13 protein-coding genes, 2 tRNA genes and 1 other RNA gene are annotated in these 18,509 nt (G+C 58.5%); 8 read left to right on the top strand and 8 right to left on the bottom strand.

The window, feature by feature from the left end:
- Positions 1-74: 74 nt before the first annotated feature.
- Positions 75-1,088 carry a DMT family transporter gene (locus tag NW842_RS06900; protein WP_414375191.1) on the top strand — a complete coding sequence of 338 codons (1,014 nt, stop codon included), beginning with the start codon at positions 75-77 and terminating at the stop codon, positions 1,086-1,088.
- Between the two features lie 22 nt (positions 1,089-1,110).
- Here the strand turns inward: NW842_RS06900 and trpS are convergent, their stop codons facing one another.
- On the bottom strand, positions 1,111-2,106 hold the full coding sequence (trpS, locus tag NW842_RS06895; protein WP_414375193.1) for a tryptophan--tRNA ligase: 996 nt from the start codon (positions 2,104-2,106) through the stop codon (positions 1,111-1,113).
- Between the two features lie 123 nt (positions 2,107-2,229).
- Here trpS and NW842_RS06890 point away from each other — a divergent pair, with 123 nt between their 5' ends.
- The 3 genes from NW842_RS06890 (at position 2,230) to gatC (ending at position 3,620) form a co-directional block, all read left to right on the top strand.
- On the top strand, positions 2,230-2,514 hold the full coding sequence (locus tag NW842_RS06890) for a chlororespiratory reduction protein 7 (RefSeq protein WP_414407248.1): 285 nt from the start codon (positions 2,230-2,232) through the stop codon (positions 2,512-2,514).
- A 193-nt stretch (positions 2,515-2,707) separates the two neighbouring features.
- Positions 2,708-3,229 (top strand): photosystem I assembly protein Ycf3, encoded by a 522-nt coding sequence (locus tag NW842_RS06885; RefSeq protein ID WP_414350803.1) that lies wholly within the window; start codon positions 2,708-2,710, stop codon positions 3,227-3,229.
- A gap of 97 nt (positions 3,230-3,326) precedes the next feature.
- Positions 3,327-3,620, top strand: coding sequence for an Asp-tRNA(Asn)/Glu-tRNA(Gln) amidotransferase subunit GatC (gatC, locus tag NW842_RS06880; RefSeq protein WP_414375197.1), 294 nt, complete (start codon positions 3,327-3,329; stop codon positions 3,618-3,620).
- Between the two features lie 2 nt (positions 3,621-3,622).
- Here gatC and NW842_RS06875 read toward each other — a convergent pair.
- Positions 3,623-3,694, bottom strand: a tRNA-Lys gene (locus tag NW842_RS06875).
- Positions 3,695-3,794: 100 nt separating this feature from the next.
- Between NW842_RS06875 and ssrA the strand changes: the two genes are divergently transcribed.
- Positions 3,795-4,196, top strand: a transfer-messenger RNA (tmRNA) gene (gene ssrA / locus NW842_RS06870).
- A 134-nt stretch (positions 4,197-4,330) separates the two neighbouring features.
- On the opposite strand, the gene NW842_RS06865 is transcribed toward ssrA, so the two are convergent.
- Positions 4,331-6,331: a primary-amine oxidase gene (locus tag NW842_RS06865; RefSeq protein ID WP_414417732.1), complete on the bottom strand. Its 2,001-nt coding sequence runs from the start codon at positions 6,329-6,331 to the stop codon at positions 4,331-4,333.
- A gap of 910 nt (positions 6,332-7,241) precedes the next feature.
- Here NW842_RS06865 and NW842_RS06860 point away from each other — a divergent pair.
- Entirely contained in the window at positions 7,242-9,941 is a 2,700-nt protein-coding gene (locus NW842_RS06860) for an ATP-binding protein (protein ID WP_414417737.1), read from the top strand.
- On the opposite strand, the gene NW842_RS06855 is transcribed toward NW842_RS06860, so the two are convergent.
- Positions 9,903-9,975, bottom strand: a tRNA-Arg gene (locus NW842_RS06855). The genes NW842_RS06860 and NW842_RS06855 overlap by 39 nt on opposite strands.
- 485 nt (positions 9,976-10,460) lie before the next feature.
- Between NW842_RS06855 and NW842_RS06850 the strand changes: the two genes are divergently transcribed.
- Positions 10,461-10,898: a hypothetical protein gene (locus tag NW842_RS06850; RefSeq protein WP_187147245.1), complete on the top strand. Its 438-nt coding sequence runs from the start codon at positions 10,461-10,463 to the stop codon at positions 10,896-10,898.
- A 102-nt stretch (positions 10,899-11,000) separates the two neighbouring features.
- Here the strand turns inward: NW842_RS06850 and rpsT are convergent, their stop codons facing one another.
- Entirely contained in the window at positions 11,001-11,330 is a 330-nt protein-coding gene (gene rpsT, locus NW842_RS06845) for a 30S ribosomal protein S20 (protein WP_414331315.1), read from the bottom strand.
- An 87-nt stretch (positions 11,331-11,417) separates the two neighbouring features.
- On the opposite strand from rpsT, the gene NW842_RS06840 reads away from it, so the two are divergent.
- The gene (locus NW842_RS06840; RefSeq protein ID WP_414375001.1) at positions 11,418-12,782 is read left to right on the top strand and encodes a CRTAC1 family protein; all 1,365 of its coding nucleotides are present in this window, start codon (positions 11,418-11,420) and stop codon (positions 12,780-12,782) included.
- Here the strand turns inward: NW842_RS06840 and moaA are convergent.
- The 3 genes from moaA to NW842_RS06825 all read right to left on the bottom strand — a co-directional run bounded on the left by moaA (position 12,779) and on the right by NW842_RS06825 (position 18,501).
- Positions 12,779-13,756: a GTP 3',8-cyclase MoaA gene (gene moaA, locus NW842_RS06835; protein ID WP_414417731.1), complete on the bottom strand. Its 978-nt coding sequence runs from the start codon at positions 13,754-13,756 to the stop codon at positions 12,779-12,781. The genes NW842_RS06840 and moaA overlap by 4 nt on opposite strands.
- A 767-nt stretch (positions 13,757-14,523) precedes the next feature.
- Positions 14,524-15,573, bottom strand: a complete 1,050-nt coding sequence (locus NW842_RS06830) for a sulfate ABC transporter substrate-binding protein (protein WP_414417730.1) — start codon at positions 15,571-15,573, stop codon at positions 14,524-14,526.
- Positions 15,574-15,714: 141 nt separating this feature from the next.
- Positions 15,715-18,501, bottom strand: a complete 2,787-nt coding sequence (locus NW842_RS06825; RefSeq protein ID WP_414417729.1) for a GNAT family N-acetyltransferase — start codon at positions 18,499-18,501, stop codon at positions 15,715-15,717.
- Between the last annotated feature and the right edge of the window lie 8 nt (positions 18,502-18,509).

Genomic DNA, 18,509 nt, shown 5'->3' with positions numbered 1-18,509 from the left:
CAGTTAAGATTTGTAACTGAGCTGCCCCAGCGCTTAACATGGGGTTAACTTCCGTCTCCAAGTTTGAAGCACCTATGGCTCAGTCTGACCTGTTCTTTCAGCCTATCTGGCAACGCCTCCTGATGATTGCCCCCTTTTTCCTGTGGGGCTCAGCAATGGTGGTGATGCGAGACGCCCTCTCCGAGACCACCCCCCTCTTTATTGCCATTCTGCGGTTGTTGCCGGCAGGGATCCTGGTTCTGGCCTTTCGGCTCTGGCAGGGGCGGGGTTCTGCGTCTCACGCCTGGCATCCCAGAGGGCTGCGCGGCTGGCTATGGGTGTTGGCGTTTGCGCTGGTGGATGGCACATGTTTTCAGGGATTTTTGGCCCAAGGGCTGAAAGAGACAGGGGCGGGCCTGGGATCCGTGCTCATTGACTCGCAGCCGCTGGCGGTGGCTTTGATGGCCACCTGGTTTTACCGCGAGCGGATGGGATCCCTGGGCTGGCTGAGCCTGGGGCTGGGAGTTTTCGGCATTGGCCTCATCGGCCTATCCGGCGAGGGATCCCTGCAGTTGGGGGCCGGCGTCGTTTGGATGTTGATGGCCTCCCTGTCGATGGCCATCGGCACCGTGATGATGCCCAAGGTGGCGGAGGTGGCGGATCCGGTGCTGGCGACGGGCTGGCACATGGTGTTGGGCAGCCTGCCGTTGATCCTGCTGTCAGCACTAACAGAAACCCAGCAATGGCAACACCTGAGCGGGATCCACTGGCTGGGCCTTCTCTACGCTTCGGTGATGGGGAGCGCCTTGGCCTATGCCCTCTTCTTCTATTTCGCCTCTCAGGAAAACCTCACCGAGTTCAGTTCCCTGACCTTCCTCACCCCCATCTTTGCCCTGCTGTTTGGCAGCACCTTTCTGGGGGAATCGCTGACGCGGCTGCAATGGCTGGGAGTGGGCATCACTCTGGTCTGTGTGTACTTGATTAACCACCGGCAAGAATGGCAGGAGCGCCTCCACCTGGGCTGGAAAGGGATCCTCTCAGAGCTGGGTTTAGACTGGCTGGTGAGCGCCTTGAGCACCGTCGAGATCCGCGATGGCAACCCCGACTGATCAAAGCTTGGGCAGGGATCCCTTAGGGGGGCAAGAACCCCATGGCCTCTCTCACCCTTTGTAGCGTTTGCTCGGCGATGGCCCGGGCCTTAGCGGCATTCTCCCGAATCAGAACGAGCAGGTGGTCGGGGTTGCTCCACAGTTCCCGGTAGCGCTGCTGAATGGGCTCCAGGGCAGCGATGATGCTGTCGGCAAGGAGGGGCTTGAACTGCCCCCACCCCATCTCGGCACACTCAGCCGCCACCACCTCCTTGCTTTTGCCGGAGGTGAGCATGTAAATCGTCAACAAATTGTGGGCTTCGGGACGAGCCGGATCGTCAAAGGCAATGCCCCGAATGGGGTCGGTCTTGCATTTTTGGATCTTCTTGCGGATGGTATCCGGGTCATCCAGCAGATGGATACGGCTGAAATCCGAGGGATCCGACTTGGACATCTTGCGCGTACCATCGGTCAAGCTCATTACCCGCGCCCCCTCCGGACGAATCAGGGCCTCCGGGATCAAAAACACCTCTCCAAAACGGTCATTGAAGCGGCGGGCAATATCCCGACACAGCTCAATATGCTGCCGCTGATCCTCCCCCACCGGCACATACTTGGGCTGGTAGAGCAAAATATCTGCCGCCTGCAAAATCGGGTAGCTGAACAAGCCAACGCTGGTCTCCTCCCCCTGTTTTTCCTTCTTCTCCTTGTATTGGATCATGCGCTCCGCCCAGTTCATGGGGGTGATGGTGTTGAACAGCCAGGCCAGCTCCGTATGGGCAGGCACGTGGGACTGGACGAATAGCACGCAATGCTCCAGGCTGAGACCGCAGGCCAAATAAAGGGCAAACAGCGAACGGGTTCGCTCCCTCAGCAGCTTAGGATCCTGAGGAACGGTGATGGCGTGTTGATCGACGATGCAAAAAAAGTTCTCGTAGTGCTCCTGCTCGGCCACCCAATTCTTAATCGCCCCCAAGTAATTGCCCAAATGCAGTTCGCCAGAGGGCTGAATGCCAGAAAGGGTGCGCGGCTTGGCCATAGGGAAAGCAGATCTCAAACGCCAACAAGACGGAGGACAAGAGCAAGGAAAGTCTTTTTCAGGATATCAAGAGAGGCGCAACCTGTTGGTTCATGATGGAAGGAAGATGCCCAACCGCACACCATGTCAGACTCTGAACCCGAACTGTTGCGTGCTGCCAACCACTATGTGCTGCTGATACCGGGCTTGCCGGAGCAATTTCTCAGCCCTGAGGAATTGCAGGAGTTTCTCATGCGGCTGTTGCAGGAACATCCCCACTTGGTGGATGCAGATCTGGCCCGCTATCCCACCCCTCAAGCGCAGGCACAGCGGCTGATCGACACCGCCTGTGAGATCGAAGTTTCCCCCGGCGAAACCGTGCAGTGGCATCCTGTGCGCCTGAGCAAGCGCTCCTCGACACGGTCTTAACAGGCTCGGAAGTTCCTTGACAAGGCCGTTTGTGGCCTCGTCGCGACAGCGTTGCAGTTCCCCTGCCGCAGGCATAGCAAAAACCTCACCAGAGGTGGGGCGGGCAGTACGGGGTTGTGTTTCGGATCCCGCCTTGGGCGTGATACAACGCAAGAGTAGAGATCCTTAGTCCTAAACTTAAAAGGGGTCAGCCATGCCGCGCAGCATGAAGAACGACAACTTCATTGACAAGACCTTCACCGTCATGGCCGATCTGATCCTGAAGCTGCTGCCAGGGGTGAGTTCCGAGGAAAAGAAAGCCTTTGCCTACTACCGGGATGGCATGGCCGCTCAGAGCGAAGGAGAATATGCCGAGGCCCTAGAAAACTACAGAGAAGCCCTCGCCCTCGAGCAGGGGGAAGAAGACCGCAGCTACATTCTCTACAACATGGGCCTGATCTACCAGAGCAACGGCGAGCTTGACAAAGCCCTCGACCACTACCACCAAGCTCTGGAGTTAAACCCAAGACTTTGCTCTGCCCTGAACAACATTGCCGTATTGCTGCACCACAAGGGCGAGCTAAGCCTGCAAGCCGGGGATGAGGAAACAGCAGAGGCCCTGTTCAACGAGGCTGCCCAGTACTGGATTCGGGCCATTCGCATTGCGCCCAACAACTACATCGAGGCCCAAAACTGGCTGAAAACCACCGGGCGCGCCAACCTGGAGGTGTACTGAGCTTTCCTGCAGAAGGACTCCGTTCCGTTAACGCGAACGGTTGATCTCGGCTACCCTGGGCTAAGTCAAGTCGATAATCTGGGAGCCGGAGGAGAGGATGCTGAAACGGGAAGAAGTCCAACATGTTGCTCACTTGGCTCGTCTGGAGCTGACCGAGGAGGAAGAGATCCAGTTCACAGAGCAGCTAACAGACATCTTGGCCTACGTGGAGCAACTGAAGGAGCTGGACACGGAGGGGGTAGAGCCCACCTTTCACGTCCTGGACATGGAACTGCCCACCCGCCCCGATGAAGTTGAGCCCTACCCGGATATCGAAGGGATCCTGGCCAACGCCCCTGATCGAGCTGACATGTTCTTCAAGGTGCCTCGCATTTTGGAAGAAGAAGACTGACATGGGTCGGCAGGGATTCGAACCCTGGGCCAATCGGTTAAAAGCCGAGTGCTCTACCGCTGAGCTACCGACCCAAGTTTGCAGCTTTGTCATATTAGCAAAGCTTCTGTCACATTCGCAAAGGTTCTGGCCGTATCCCCAAAAATCTTGCTATGCTGGACTCAAGTCAACCCTGGGGCTGTAACGGTTTCGACGGGGTGGCGAACATGGGTTCATGATGCAGGTCGGGATTGAGCTTATCCCGTTACCACCAGGCTCAAAAAAGTACGTGCGAACAACGTCGTACCCTTTGCTCGTAAAGCAGCTGCTTTGGCTGCCTAAGGCTCAGTAACCGAAAACTTACTCTGAGCTCGAGGATCTGCTCACGACCCCGTTAAGTGGGCGGATCACAACCCCAACGGGTGCAGCTCTCTACTCCGGCTCCGTCGAGGGAGAGACTAAGATTAGGCGGAGAACTCCCATCGCCGGGATCCAAACGGCGATCCCCGCCTCGAGGGTCAAAGAGGCTAAACCTGTGAATGAGTGATCCCTCAGTACCCATCTCGGACACGGGTTCGACTCCCGTCAGCTCCATTTCCCAAAGTTGAACAATGCCCAGAAGTTCCTACACAGCAAGGCTTCTGGGCTTTTTGATATTCTTGACAGCCCACCCAAATCCGTTGGATCCCGATTCGGTCAGCGCGATGAGGGACAGGGGGTGGATATGGCGCTCACTGCTGGTTGGAATGACTCAAGCTGCAGCAGCCTTTGATCTTTGGCGGAGGCGGGGGCACATCCAAAGCCGGGTTGCACTCAAAGAAGCCCAGGGGCTTGAGCATAAAGCCGATGTAGCTAACCGGCATCACTGGCCAGTCCTCGGTGCGGGGGAAGTGATTGCAGCCAAAGCTATACCAGAGCACCAGGCGGGTGTTTTCCAGGGAGCGGTTCGCTTGCGTCCATTGCACCAGCCCTTCGCCACCGGGATGTTGGTTGGGGTAGTTCCCTGCTGGGAACTTCTCGCCGGGATGGTAGGGCGTGGCCCAGAGGTGGTGGGCCAGGTATCCTGCCCGTCGGTGCAGCCAAGAGTCGGGGTGGGCCAAAAGCTGGACGTTTTCCCCCGGCATCAGTTTGTAGGCCACCGGCTGTCCCAGGCGGTTGTGGCGATTGGGGTTGACAATCTTCCAATAGCGGCCCCGCAAGGGATCCACCGTTTGCTTAGCCTCCTGCTCGGTTTTGAGCAGGGTGGAGCGGGCGCGAAAGGCGTTGCCGTGAGGGTTATCCGGCCCCAGAGGCAGAGGTTCTGCATGCACTTCGTAGAGGGAATTGCACGGCCCATCCACTGCCATATCCAGGCGAACGGTGAAAAAGTGCTGGTGGTTGAGGCCGGACAATTGGGGTGCCACCAAGACGCCAAACTCCGGCTCTTCCCCCGGCAACGTGGCGCAAGTGTTGATGATGCCGGTGAGCTTGGCTTCAAACTCCAGCGTGCCATCCTGGTAGAAGTACCAGAAAAAGCCGTAGTCGTAGTTGCCAATGGTGGTGAAAAAGGAAAGCACCAACCGCCGCGAGCGCCGCACCTGCGCCCGTTCCGTGCGCCAGTCGGTGTGCTTCCAGAGCACCCCAAAGTCCTCCTCGTGCATACAGACGGCATTTTTCAAAAGCATGGGCTCACCGCTGTTGGTGGGCAGCCAGGCATCGAAGTAGTAGATTTCCCCCAGACAGTCGCAGCCCAGCTGCAGGGAATTGGCCTGCATGCCAATGCCGTATTCCCCCACATCGAAGGCATTTTTGCGACAGTGGGGATCCCGCGGATCCCCGTAGGGCACCACCATCTCGGCTACCGAAGCCCGATAGAGAATGGGGCGAAGGCGGCCTTGATCCTCGTAGCTCACCTGGTGGAGGACGAGCCCCTCTCGCGGGTTAAAGCTGATGCGCAGATCCCACTTCTGCCAGCGGATGTGGTGGCCGTCCACCTGGAAGCTCACCCCTTGGGGCTGAGTGATTTCTAGCGGCTTCAAGTCTTGGCGAAAATCTTTGAAAAACAGCTCGTCGAAGTTACCGGACTCCGGCGGCAAGGGCCACAGACCCCGATCCTCCACCTTGACAACTTGCATGCGGTTGAGGTCAATCCAGGGGTAGAGCCCCTCGATGGGGCGGGCATAGCCGTTGTCGCAAGGGGAAGTACGTAGGAAACAAAAGCCTCGCACCAGCCGCCGCCCTTCTTCTTCCGGGATCCCGAAGTAGCCCACCGTCCAGTAGTCCACCATCACCAAATCCACATCGGCAATCCCCCGCCGCTGCAGAGCCGCCAAAAATTGGGGATCCTCCTTGAGCAGGCGGTCGCAGGCGTACACCTCATCGTCGAGCAGAGGGGGCTGCACGCCCGCAATGAGCTGCCAAGAGCGCACCTGCTGTGTTGACAGAGAGACCACGGCTTCGTAGGTGTTGCCAGCGGCGGGATCCAACAGCACCACGAAAGCCTGCCGATCCCACGGCTGCCCCGGCTGCCAAGTTTCCATCCAAGGCCGATCCGGCTCGTGTAGCTGGATGGTTACAAAGCGCCACTGAGAACTGAGGGGCCGTTGCCGGCGCAGGATCTGCACCACCTGCCGCATTTCCTCGGCGCTAAGGGGATCCAAGGGGTGGCCTTGGGGCAATGAAGCCTGGCCAAGCAAAGCAGATTCACTCGACTGGCTATGTCGATCCAAACTGGGAGAAACTTTACAAACCACAGCAATAACCTTGAATTCTTCGGTTGGAAAATGATTGAGTTGAGCTAGGAAAAAATAGGGAGAAGTCTGCTGAGAAAGGTCAAAGGGATCCCTTCGCTCGCCATGCCGCGGGCCAGCCCATCAACCCAACTCAGAGAATCCAGAAAACCTAACAGCAGGCTAAACAGACTATCCTGTTGCCATCGCCAACATCGGGCAACTTTGCAAGAGATACCCAGGGAAAGGAAAACTTAAGCCAAAGCCCAAGGAAGTGAAGACAACCTCGGCCCTGCTAATTGTCCAGATCTAGCAATCTTCTGTTTCCCCGTCCGCTAACCAAATGAAGAGGGCAACGGCACCTTGAGAAGCCGCGCCAGGGCGAACAGGAAACCGTCAACCCATCGGGAAAATCTGAATACAGGTCTTACTACAGATAAACCCAAACTCGAGAGCAGGAGAAGTTTTCTGTGATTAAATGTCAGGCTTAACGTTGCACAGGAAAGCATAAAAAAGAGAAAACGCTTCACGCAGGCTAAGGGCAAGCTCACACCGAGAAGGCACAACCCAACGTCGACCTCTCCCGAAAACGCAAAAATGTCTCGAAACTTGCCCCAACCCTACCTGCCAGGGGGATCCCACTGCTTGGGATCCGAAATGCAACTGACGATACTATAGCAGAGGCACCCCCCTTTCCCACAAGCCCGGCCCAAAGCCTCCCGGTCGCATCAGCAGGGTGTGACCCTAGGCCTTCTCCCCGTGAAGTTGAAGTCCAGCTCAAGTTGAAGGTTTGGTGTCGGAGAACACATATCTAAGAGTTACCCTGGAGCCATGCTTAAGGTTAGCAATTTCTAACAGTTCGAATAGTAGGATCTCCCAGGTTCTCTGAAAATTGTCCACAATGAGGCAGGGCTCATAGAATCTGGTGAGGGAGATGGCTTCAACTCGATACCGCCTGGTGCCGGTGCGGCCAGGAGACGGCAGCTTTTATCCAGAGCATCTCTATTTGGCCTTAGAAGCCACCCAACTGGGCTATTGGCAACTGGATCTGCGCACCTGGGAGTTGAGTGCTTCTCCCCAGTGCAAGGCCAAATACGGGCTGGATCCCGGCCAAGATTTCACCCTGGAAGTGTTTTTGCAGCACGTTCACCCGGAAGATCGCCAAAGGGTGAAAGAAGCTTTGCAGACGGCTGGGCCCAGGGTGGTAGAGGGGGATCCCAACTTTTCGGTGGAATATCGGGTTTACCAGGCCGACGGCCAGATGCGCTGGCAGCTTTCCCAGGGGGTTGTCCTGCTGGGGCCGAAAGGGGATCCCGGCCAGGTTGTCGGCGTGACCCTGGATATCAGCGAGCGCAAGCAACTAGAGGCCACCTTGGCTGAGCGGGAGCGTCGCCATCGCCAGATCCTGGAAGCCCTGCCCGACATGCTGCTTCGTCTGGATCGCCAGGGCCGCTGTCTGGAGTTCAAGCCGCCCAGCCATTTTTCTGTCCCCCATCCCCCTGCCTACTACCTGGGCAAAACTCCTGAAGAGCTGTTTCCTGATACCGGTTGCACCGGTGGGGCGGAACCCATAGCCCAAGCCATTCGCGAGCATCTGGAGCTGGCCTTGGCAACCCGGCAAGCTCAAGAGATCGAATACCCCTGCCCAGAGGGATCCCCTCAGCCCCAATATCGCCAGGCCCGCATCGTTCCCTTTGGGGAAGATCAAGTGCTGGTGATCATCAGAAACATCACCCCTCGCAAGCAAGCTGAGCTGAAACTGCAGCGGCAATTGCAGCGAGAAAGACTGTTTAATCAGCTCATTCAGGCCATCAACACCTCTCTGGACTTACCCACCCTATTTGATGTGGCGGTGCGGGAAGTGGGGGCAGTGTTGCAGGCAGCACGAGTTACCCTTTATCAGTACCTGCCCGCTGAGGCCGTGTGGTTGGGCATTGCCAGCCATAGCCGATTTCCTAATTTGCCCAACAATCTGAACCTGCGACTGCCGGATAGCAGGGATTTTATGGTTTTCGATCATTTGAAACGGCTGCAAATTTTTCATGTCCAGGATCCGGAGCAGATTGCCGATCCCTTTGCCATTTATGAGAAGCGAGAATACCAACTGGGCCCTTGGCTGGTGATCCCGGTGGCTTGTCAGGAACAAATGTGGGGCGGGCTATCGCTGCGGCGCCTGACTTCAGATCCGGATTGGCAAACCGATGAGATCGAGTTGGCCAAGGCTATCGGGGAGCACCTGGCAGTGGCCATTCAGCAGGCAGAACTTTATCAAAAGCTGCAGCAGGCCAATGCCGAATTGGATTACCAAGTACGGGTGCGCAATGCAGAGCTCGAACAAGCTTACAACGACGAAGCGCTACTCCAGCTCATCACCGAAGAAATTCGCTCCACTTTGGACGAACAAAAAATCTTGGAAACGGTGGCCCGAGAACTGGCCCTGAGCTTGAACCTATCCAATTGCGCCATTGCCCTGTATGACCCAGAGCGGCAGGTCAGCGTTTTGGCGGTGGACTATTTGGCCGGAGAAGGGATCCGGCGCTTTCCCCTGGAGATCCCGTTTGCAGATTTTGCCGATGTGCTTCGTCAGCTCCGGCGCGGACAGCTTTGCCACTTCAGCAATCTCCATCACCCCTGCTGGCCTAACCATGACCGCTGTACCCTGATCGTCGCCCCCATCTGTGAAAAAAGGGATCTGGCAGGGCAAGACGAGGAACTGCTTGTTTTGGGGAATATTTGTGGATCCCGTCCACCGGGGCAGATATTTACCGAGCGGGAACAACGGCTTATCCAACGGGTAGCCGGCCAATGTGCCATCGCCATTCGCCAAGCACGTCTTTATCAGACAATTCAGCGTCAGGTGCGGCAGTTGCAGGAGCTCAACCAACTCAAAGATGAGTTTCTGCACATGGTCTCCCACGAAATGCGCACACCTCTCACCAACATGAAGCTGGCTATTGGGTTTCTATCTAAAGCCAACCTAACTGAGCGGGAAAGGCGCTACTTTCAAATTTTGGAGATGGAGACCAACCGCGAGCTGGAGTTAATCAACGACTTATTGGAATTGCAAGCCATCGAGTCCGGAAACAAAGTCCTCAGACTTACCTGTTTATCTCCCCAGGAATGGATCCCCAATCTTTGCGAGCCCTTCCGGCTGCGGGCTGCCCAACAGGGCCAACAGTTCCAGGTGGAATGGGATCCCGACCTTTGGCTCCTCTGCACGGATGAGAGCCTCTTGTCGCGGGTGGTCAGCGAGCTTTTAAACAATGCGTGTAAGTACACCCCCACTGGGGAAAGCATCTATTTGAGTGTGAGCCAGGCTAACTCCAATGGCCGTCCCGGCTGGCTGATCACGGTGCGCAATACAGGGGTGGAAATTCCTGCAGAAGCGTTGCCCCGCCTTTTTGAAAAGTTCTATCGCCTCCCCCAGTTGGATTGCCGCAACGCCGGGGGAACGGGCTTGGGTCTATCGCTGGTTCAAAAGGCAGTGGAGCTGATGGGCGGATCCCTGCGGGTGGAAAGCCACTCCCGGCAGGTGATGGTTCAGATGTGGTGCCCCCATCAGGGCAGCTTGTCGGAAACCCAAAACAGAGCCCAGCGCCTTGCGCAGGACTCGAACCTGCAACCATCGACTTAGAAGGTCGGTGCTCTATCCATTGAGCTAGCAAGGCCGAAGAAAAGGATGCAGAGCCATTATATCCCCGACCAAGTTCCCAATCCCCAACCCTGCCCACCTGCCTCTGGCTTGGATTTCCGCAGTGTTGTTTGGGCAAATTGCGCGGTTTGCCTTGGGGAGCCAGGGCGGGATCCCTTCACCATGGGAATGTTGGTTTTCGCTCAGGATATGAACGTCAAAGAGATCGTCTGCCAAGCTCTTGGAATGGGACGTCTGGGCGTCTCTCAGGAAACTTGACTGTACGGATAAGGAAGACTTGCAGACGGCAGATGCTTTGAGCAGATGCTTTGATCAGTGCCTTTTTGGATGGCGCTGTGCAGCGGGAGAGCCACAACTGGGCTCCCTGTGAATCGATCCCTTAAAATGGGCGAGCCGAAAGCAGAAAAGTACTCGTTTGAGTTCGAGGATCCCATGCAACCGAGCTATTGCGTCGGAGATAAGTCCAAAATGGGTGTTGAGGTGTCGAAAATTGGGATCCCCATGCCCTTGCTCCCTGATCCTGGCTCAGTTGGGCGAAAGAAAGCTTCTTCCGGCACTCAAGCTCTGTCTCCGGCAGCCAAGCGCCTGTTGCGCCTCTACCACGGCGGTAGCTTCATCTTTCTGGGCCTGTTGTGGCTGGTAGTCGGGATCCCCAGTCTCTGGGCTCTGCGAGCGGATATAGCCCGCCTGTGGGATTACTTTACTTGGACGGGCCTGCGATATGCCCTGTTTCACCGCCCAGGATGGCCCACCTTGGGGTTATTGCTCTGTGTCAGCTTCACGATGGGGATCCTGATTGCCCAAAGCCGCTATGAGCTGTTCGGCCTGTATCCGGTGGAGCGTCTCATGCTGGAGCAGCAATCCCGCTGGATCCTGTCCTTGCCGGTGTGGCATCCGCTGCGGCGCTGGTTGGTGCGCAGGTTGGATACTCAAGATTAGGTTTTGGCTGCTACTTGGGATCCCTGCCGGCACCGAGGCAAAATCTCGTTTGCGTGCGGCTGAAATCCCGCACAAGCACCACTTCCGAAGCAGCAGGAGAAGTCAATCACGCCCACCCAAAGCCTCAGCCTGGGATTTTTCCGAGGAAGCCACAGATAGCTTCACAATCCGGGCCAGCCGAGCCTTACGACGAGCGGCTGTGTTTTTGTGCAGGACGCCGGTTTTGGCAGCTTTATCAATGCGGCTGAAAGCAGCACTCATCGCCGCCTGGATTTCCTGCAGAGTTTCTTGCTGTGGGTTGGCGGCATAGGCAGTTGAGAGGGAGATCACTTTCTTCATCAGAGCGCGCACCATGGCTTTGGTGGCTTTGTTGCGCAGCCGATTCCGCTCTGCGATCTGAACGCGCTTGATGGCAGATTTGATGCGTGGCATGGTTGAAGGGGAAGTTCCAGCGAAGATCCAGCATACCATCAGAGCTGGAAGCTCCACCAGTTCCTATTGTTCTCCGATGGGATCCCCATGTTCCAAGATTGCAGCTCGCAGATCCGCTTTAACCCACCTGCCCTTTTCTACGGGGTTGCCGCTTGCGATTTGGATCGGGATGGGGCCTTTGAGCTGTTTGTGTGCGGGTTCCGCGGCTCCAATCGAGTCTTGAAGTGGGATGGGCAAACCCTGGTGGATCAAGCAGACGACACCCTGGCCGATGCAGGGCGCATGGCAATTGGGGTGGCTGCCGCCGACTTTGACGGGGACGGGCAGGAAGAACTTTATGTCTTGAACACCGATACCTTCGGCGGGCGCAAGCGCTTTGGGGATCGCCTCTTCGACTGGCAGGGATCTCGCTGGGTGGACCTGTTCTCCCTGCCGCAAAACCAAGATGCCCTCAACTTGACGGCAGGTCGCTCTGTAGCTTGTGTGGATCGTCTTGGCCAGGGGAGCTATGGATTTTTCGTAGCCAACTACGGCGGCCCTATGCGCCTCTACGAGTTGGGCCCTAACCAAATGATCGCCGATGTGGCGCCAGAAGCGAGACTCAATCGGGTGACGGGCGGGCGGGGTCTGGTGGCCTTGCCCTTGGTCTCGCAGCGGATGGACATTTTTGCCGTCAATGAGCAGGGGCCCAACTTTCTGTTTCGTAACCGGGGAGATGGCACCTTTGAAGAGATTGCCGCTGAGGTGGGCCTAGCAGATCCCGACGAGCATGGGCGCGGCGTGGCAGCGGTGGATCTGGATGGGGATGGACGGCTGGATTTGCTCTATGGCAACTGGGAAGGCCCCCATCGCCTCTGGATCCAGGCCCCCGGCGGTTTTTTTAAGGATGTAGCCCCCCCGGAGTTGGCTAGGCCCTCCCGCATTCGCACAGTCATCGCTGCCGACTTCGACAACGACGGCTATCCGGAGCTGTTTTTCAACAACATCGGCGAGCCCAACCGTCTGTTTGCATGGCGCTCAGGCCGTTGGCAAGCCATTGACATTGGAGATGCTGCCGAGCCGCAGGGATTGGGGACAGGAGCAGCAGTGGCCGATGTGGATGGGGATGGTCGTCTGGAATTGTTGATTGCCCATGGGGAGTCTGGCGCCCAGCCTCTCAGCTTCTATCGCCCTCAGGCCAATGCCAACAACTGGCTGAGAGTTCTGCCCCTCACCCGCCAGGGAGCCCCGGCCCGCGGCGCGTTGGTAAGGCTGCTCACCTCCACCCGTACCCAGATCCAGGCCATCGACGCCGGCAGCGGCTACCTCTGTCAGATGGAGCCGGTGGCCCACTTTGGCCTGGGATCCGAAACGGGGGTCAAGGAAATCCAGATCCAGTGGCCGGATGGGAAACAGTTGCAGGTGGCCCACCCACCGGTCAACCAGCTTTTGCAGATTCCCTATCCCCACTAGCCGCCAATCTGAGACATGGTGCGCCGGTAGGATCCCTGGCTGCCGGTGTCCCGTCCTTTGAAGTTGATGTCCGGCTTGATGTCCAGCAGTTCTCGCACCTGCTGTCTTAGCCTTTCGGCAGGGATCCCAGCTCGCAGCGGATCTCGCAGGTTGATTTGGCCGGATTCGTTGAGCAGGCAAGGGCGCAGCCAACCGTCGCTGGATAGCCGCATGCGGTTGCATCGATCACAAAAGCACTCCGACATCTGGCTGATAAAGCCCAAGGTGCCTTTTGCCCCTGGGATGCGAAACACATCCGCCGGCCCATTGCCGGCCACAAACCCAGGTTCCAGGCCAAAGCGAGCGCGAATTCGCTGTCGCAGCACCTCAGACTCCACCCAGCCGGCCTGCTGAAAGAGGGCGGCATTGCCAATGGGCATAAACTCGATGAAGCGCACATGCCATTGCCGCTCCAGGGTAAGGGCAGCCAGATCTTCCACTTCCGATTCGTTGAGCCCAGGGATCACCACCACATTCAACTTGAGGGGATCGAACCCCACTTGGTGGGCAACTTGGATCCCGGCCCAGACCTGCCGCCAGCGATCCCGCCCCGTGATCAGTCGAAAGGTCTCGGGGTTGAGGGAATCAAAGCTGATGTTGATGCGGCGCAGCCCCGCTTCATAGAGGAGTTGAGCTTTTTGGCTGAGGTTGAAGCCGTTGGTGGTAAGGGCCACATCTCTCACCCCAGGCAGGCTGCACAGGGCCCGGATGAGATACTCCAGCCCCGGCCTCAGCAGGGGTTCGCCGCCGGTGAGGCGAAAGCAATCGATCCCCAACGGCAAAAACACCTCTCGAACCAACGTGAGGATTTCCTCATCCGTTAAACGCTCTGGGGCTTGCAGCCACGTCAACTCCGCCTCGTCAGGCATGCAGTACTGGCAGCGGAAATTGCAGCGATCGATCAAGCTGATGCGCAGATAGTTGACGGTCGGCATGGCAAGCTGGGCCAGGAAAAAAATGGCAACCTTTCCCCTCAAGGGCACTTTCCGTCGCTTTTGGAAAACCTCCCAGAGTCTTCATCCGTGAAGGCAGCGAGAACCGTCTTGAGATTTTAGCTGGCGGGGGCAACACCTCCAGTTTGCAGGATACTGCGAGGATTGAGGTGCAAATCTCTACCCAGATTCATTGCAGTGCTTCGCGTGCAGCAGGGGTGGTGAAGCAGCGAGCCAGCAGAAAGAACAATCCCTCCATCTCCGCTGGCTGCTCAGCCTATGGCTTTTGTGTGATGACCGACAAAGGCGCACCGCCACAGGAAGGCAGGCAGCAGGTGGTGATACACAACGCGCCCATCACAACCCTGACCATGAGTCCACCCTCAAGGCGCAGGGTTCTGGGCAAGCCTATGGTGGAGGCCGGTCATGGGCAGTTCCTGAACTCGGCGCTGCCCTGGGTTGGGTTCAAGCGGGGCAAGGCTGGAGCCAGAGAGAGGGCGGCAGGCACCTCTCAGGAGTGTCCGGCGTGGGGTGAGGCGCTGAGAACCCGCTGGTATGAGTGCTCTTGTGGCTGTTGGCTGCCCAGGGATGTTGCCGGTGGGATGGTGCTGCGGGATCGGGTTGGGGAGCGCGGTGAGGTGCTCGCCAGGGGGACGAAGTCCTCAAAGGCCCCTGGAGAGGTTCTGGCGGGGATGTCCTCTAGGGCATCGGGTCAAGACTCGGTGAAGGGGGAATCTCCTGCTACTTGCTTTGCGTTAGCGGGATGAGCGTCAAAACTGGGCTTGGATGCGGTCAAACAAGGCCCCATCGGCAAAAAAGCGGCTTTGGACAACCTCCCAGCCTCCCAGGTCGGCGACGGTAACCCGCTTCTCAACAGGAGGGTACCGCCAGGCAAACTCTTGGGCCACCGTCGGCTCCACCGGGCGAAAGCCCACCTCGGCAAAGGCCCGCTGCGCTTCTGGGGTGAATAGGTAGTCCACAAAGGCTTCGGCCACGGCACGGGTACCTTTGCGATCCACATTGGCATCCACCACGGCTACGGGGTTGTCGATGGAAATGTTGGGATCCGGCACCACATAGAACAGGGATTGGCCGCGCAGGCTGGCCAAGATCACCTCATGTTCGTAGGTGAGCAGGGCATCCCCTTGCCCTTTCTGGAAAAAAACATCGGTGGCCTCTCGTGAGTCCCGCGGCAAAATGCGGACATTCTTGTAGACCTGGGTGGTGAAGGCCAGGGCCTGAGGTTCAGGGACAGCGCTCCAGAGGGCTAAAAAGTTCCAGCGAGCCCCCCCTGAGGTTTTGGGGTTGGCGGTAACCACCTGCAAGCCTGGCCGAGCCAGATCTTGCCAAGAGCGGATCCCCTGGGGGTTGCCCTCCCGCGTTACAATTACTGCCACCGAGCGGGTGACGATCCCTTGGTTGGGGGTACGGGCTTCCCATCCCGGCTGGATGAGACCCGCAGCCACGAGGCGCTCCACATCCAAAGCCAGGGCCAAGGCCACCACATCGGCATCCAGCCCGTTGATGACCGCCCGCGATTGCGTTGCTGAGCCGCCGTAGCTGCTTTCTACGCGCACCCGTTGCCCCGTTTTCGCCAGCCAATCGGCCTCAAAAGCAGGGATGATCTGCCGGTAGGCATCCCGCGTCACCGCAAAGGAGGCCAGGAGAATCGCTACTTCCTCTCTGGATCCCCCTGAGCCCATACCGCTGACACAACCACTGAGGCCAAGAAGAAGGCCAAAAATTAGGGATCCCATCCCCAGCCACCGCCCCATGCTCACCGGCAGCCTGCGGATCCCGCCTGTCTTTGTAACCTCCATAGCCGTCCTCAAAACCTCGGGCCGCCCTCGCCCCCAGCCTCTCTCCGACAGAGGGGCTCCGCTTGCTGTAGGCGGAAGGAGCAGGCCCTTGTTCCTATTCTACGGTAAGCCGGTCGGCAAACCGTTTTTATTTAAGGATCCCTAGGCAGGACAGGGGGTGGGGATCGCCGCATCGACAGCGAGATCCAGCGTGGCCTTGAGAATGCCAGGATCCTCTGGAGAAGGGCGCAACTGAAACCCCAGCCGCTGACACAGGCGGCGCATGGCCTCGTTTTCGCAAAGAACCTCGCCGGTGAGGTGCTGGATCCCTTCGCAGCGGGCCACCTGAATGAGGCGGGTCAACAGCTCTGTGCCAATCCCTTGCCGTTGGTAGGGATCCGCCACCAGCATGGCAAACTCTGCTTCTTGGGGAAAGCCATGTTTTCTGGAGAGGCGGCTGATGCCGAGGATTAAGGACTTCGTCCCGCTGACGCGATTGGCCTCTGGCTCCTGTTTTTCTGCTACTAAGGCAATCTCGCGGTCGTAATCGTTAAAGCAAATGCGGGTAAGGCGCTCGTGGGCGATGCGGGCGCTGTATTTGATCGGGTGGAAGTAGCGCAGATAGACGCTGTAATCGGAGACGTGGCGGTGAAAATCGATCACCAAAGGCTCGTCTTCAGGGCGAATGGGGCGAATGGTGATGCCGTCCCGGAAGCTCCAGATGTACTGGGTGGGATAGGGGCGGATGGCCAAGGGCACCTGGGGATCCTGCTCGGTTCGCAAAATGACGCGGGCATCGAGGGCCACCAACCCCTTGGCAGAAGCCAGCAGCGGGTTGATGTCAATTTCTCGGATGTCCTGCTGCTCGGCCACCAGTTGGCTAAAGCGCACCAAGAGCTGTTCCAGGGCCTCCAGATCGACAGCTGGGCGTCCGCGTACCCCCCTGAGGGCCTTGTAGATGAGGGTGTTTTCCATCAGGCGCCGCGCCAAGGTGGTGTTGAGGGGGGGAAGGCCAATGGAGCGATCCTGAAACACCTCCACCAGTTGTCCGCCACTGCCAAACAGCAACACCGGCCCAAACTGGGGATCCTGGCTGCTCCCCAGGATCAGCTCATAGCCATCCGTGTCCACCATCGGCTGCACCGTGACCCCCTGGAAGTGCTCCGGCCCCGCTTTCTCGCTGACGTTGCGGAGGATTTGCCCGAAGGCCCGGCGCACCGCCTCAGCATCGGGCAGGTTGAGCTGCACGCCGCCCACATCGGTTTTGTGGGTGAGGGTGTGGGAGTAGAGCTTCACCACCACTGGGTAACCCATGGCCTCGGCAGCTTCCACTGCTGCTTCGGGGCTCTCGGCCACCCGCGTCGGCACCACGGGGATCCCGTAGGCGGCCAGGATTTCCTTAGATTCGACCTCCGTGAGAAGCGTGCGGCCTTCCCGCCTCGCCTGGGCAAGGGTTTGCTGCACTTTTTCCTGCTCCACTGGCCTGGTGGGAGCCAGGGTGGGGGTTTCGTAGAGGGCCTTGAGGTTGTCACTAAAGCGCCACAGATGGCTAAACACCCGCGCCGCTTGATCCGGGTAGCGGTAGGTGGGGATCCCGGCTTGGTTGAGGATGTGCTCGCCCGCATCCACGCCAGCTCCCCCCATCCAACTGGCCAGGATAGGCTGCCGGGATCCACTGCGCCGCCAGGTCTCCACCACTTTCTCGGCAGTGGCCGTGGGATCCGTCATGGCTTGGGGGGTGAGGATGACCAGGCAACCCTGGCTGCCGGGATCCCGCAACACCACTTCCAAAACTTGGGCAAAGCGCTCCGGATCGGCATCCCCCAAAATATCAATGGGATTGCCGTGGCTCCAGTGGGGGGGCAAGAGCTGGTTAAGCTGCTCCAGGGTTTGGGGGGAGAGCTGGGCCAGGGATCCCCCGGCGCGGATGAGGGCATCGGTGGCCAGCACCCCTGGCCCGCCGGCATTGGTGAGGATGGTCAGGTGAGGGCCCTGAGGACGGGGCTGTTTGGCCAGCACCTCCGCCAGGTCGAAGAGATCTTCAATGTGATCCACCCGCAGCACGCCGCAACGGCGGAAGGCCGCATCCAAAACCGCATCGCTGCCGGTGAGGGAGCCCGTGTGGGAAGCGGCTGCTTGGGCTGCCGCCTGGGTGCGCCCCGCCTTGATGACAATGATGGGCTTGCTCAGGGCCACCTCTCGGGCCGCCGACAAAAAAGAGCGGGCATCCCCGATGGATTCCATGTACAAGACAATGCTGTGGGTATGGGGATCCTCGCCCAAGTAGTCGATTAAGTCTCCCCAGCCCACATCCAGCATCGATCCCAGAGAGATAAAGGCGCTGAAGCCCACATTTTCCTGCAGGCTCCAGTCCAGGATCGAGGTGCACAGGGCCCCACTTTGGCTGATGAAGCCCACATTGCCGGGCCGGGCCATCTGGGCAGCAAAGGTGGCGTTTAAGCCCGTGTGGGGGTTTTGGATCCCCAGGCAGTTGGGGCCAATCAAGCGCAGCTTCCCAAGGACTCCGTCCCGCTGACGCGATTGGATAGTCTGCTGAATTTGCTTCTCCAGCTCCCAGCCAGCAGGGCCCGTTTCCTTGAAGCCTGCTGAAAGAACAATGGCGCCCTTGACCCCGGCTTCTACGCACTCCTGTACCACCTTGGGCACCCCCGCTGCCGGAATGGCGATAATGGCCAGATCCACCGGCTCCGGCAGAGCGGACAGCCGCTCGTAGGCCCGGATCCCCAACACCTGGTGCCGCTTGGGATTGACCGGGTAAACCGTGCCGCCAAAGGGGTGGCTAATGAGGTTCCACAACACCGTCCGCCCCACGCTGCCCTCCCGCTCCGTGGCCCCCACCACCGCCACCGAACGGGGCAGAAAAATGGGATTCAGGGGATGGGATCGGGCCCTCCAGATATCCACACTGGGATCCAGTCGTTGCCACATACCCTACT

Source organism: Synechococcus sp. R55.4, assembly GCF_047461935.1.
Lineage (GTDB): Bacteria > Cyanobacteriota > Cyanobacteriia > Thermostichales > Thermostichaceae > Thermostichus.
This window is presented reverse-complemented; position numbering and strand designations above follow the sequence as displayed.

Bases quoted from the DNA above. Each gene is read 5' to 3' on its own strand.
- NW842_RS06825 (WP_414417729.1), bottom strand. From the start codon at position 18,501: ATGTGGCAACGACTGGATCCCAGTGTGGATATCTGGAGGGCCCGATCC.
- rpsT (WP_414331315.1), bottom strand. From the start codon at position 11,330: ATGCCACGCATCAAATCTGCCATCAAGCGCGTTCAGATCGCAGAGCGG.
- NW842_RS06830 (WP_414417730.1), bottom strand. From the start codon at position 15,573: ATGGAGGTTACAAAGACAGGCGGGATCCGCAGGCTGCCGGTGAGCATG.
- gatC (WP_414375197.1), top strand. From the start codon at position 3,327: ATGCTGAAACGGGAAGAAGTCCAACATGTTGCTCACTTGGCTCGTCTG.
- NW842_RS06840 (WP_414375001.1), top strand. From the start codon at position 11,418: ATGTTCCAAGATTGCAGCTCGCAGATCCGCTTTAACCCACCTGCCCTT.
- NW842_RS06890 (WP_414407248.1), top strand. From the start codon at position 2,230: ATGTCAGACTCTGAACCCGAACTGTTGCGTGCTGCCAACCACTATGTG.
- NW842_RS06850 (WP_187147245.1), top strand. From the start codon at position 10,461: ATGCCCTTGCTCCCTGATCCTGGCTCAGTTGGGCGAAAGAAAGCTTCT.
- NW842_RS06860 (WP_414417737.1), top strand. From the start codon at position 7,242: ATGGCTTCAACTCGATACCGCCTGGTGCCGGTGCGGCCAGGAGACGGC.
- moaA (WP_414417731.1), bottom strand. From the start codon at position 13,756: ATGCCGACCGTCAACTATCTGCGCATCAGCTTGATCGATCGCTGCAAT.
- NW842_RS06885 (WP_414350803.1), top strand. From the start codon at position 2,708: ATGCCGCGCAGCATGAAGAACGACAACTTCATTGACAAGACCTTCACC.
- NW842_RS06900 (WP_414375191.1), top strand. From the start codon at position 75: ATGGCTCAGTCTGACCTGTTCTTTCAGCCTATCTGGCAACGCCTCCTG.
- trpS (WP_414375193.1), bottom strand. From the start codon at position 2,106: ATGGCCAAGCCGCGCACCCTTTCTGGCATTCAGCCCTCTGGCGAACTG.